This window comes from Staphylococcus sp. HMSC061G12, from assembly GCF_001838465.1.
In the GTDB taxonomy this organism is placed as follows: domain Bacteria; phylum Bacillota; class Bacilli; order Staphylococcales; family Staphylococcaceae; genus Staphylococcus; species Staphylococcus simulans.
Genome location: NZ_KV837098.1, coordinates 1 through 485, shown reverse-complemented (window position 1 = coordinate 485; position 485 = coordinate 1). Strand labels below are relative to the sequence as shown.

The following is a 485-nucleotide window of genomic DNA, read 5'->3' as shown; positions in this document are numbered from 1 at the left end:
GGGGGGACACAGTAGGATAGGCGAAGCGTGCTGTTGGAGTGCACGTCTAAGCAGTGAGACTGAATGGTAGGCAAATCCGCCATTCTCAAGGTTGAGCTGTGATGGGGAGAGGAAACATGTTTTCCTCGAGTCGTTGATTTCACACTGTCGAGAAAAGCCTCTAGCTAGATAACTGGTGCCCGTACCGCAAACCGACACAGGTAGTCAAGATGAGAATTCTAAGGTGAGCGAGAGAACTCTCGTTAAGGAACTCGGCAAAATGACCCCGTAACTTCGGGAGAAGGGGTGCTCTTTAGGGTTCACGCTCTGAAGAGCCGCAGTGAATAGGCCCAAGCGACTGTTTATCAAAAACACAGGTCTCTGCTAAACCGTAAGGTGATGTATAGGGGCTGACGCCTGCCCGGTGCTGGAAGGTTAAGAGGAGTGGTTAGCTTCTGCGAAGCTACGAATCGAAGCCCCAGTAAACGGCGGCCGTAACTATAACG

General features: G+C 51.5%; 1 rRNA gene. It reads left to right on the top strand.

The annotated features are described in order from the left end of the window. Positions 1-485 (top strand): 23S ribosomal RNA (locus HMPREF2937_RS08070); the annotation flags it as partial.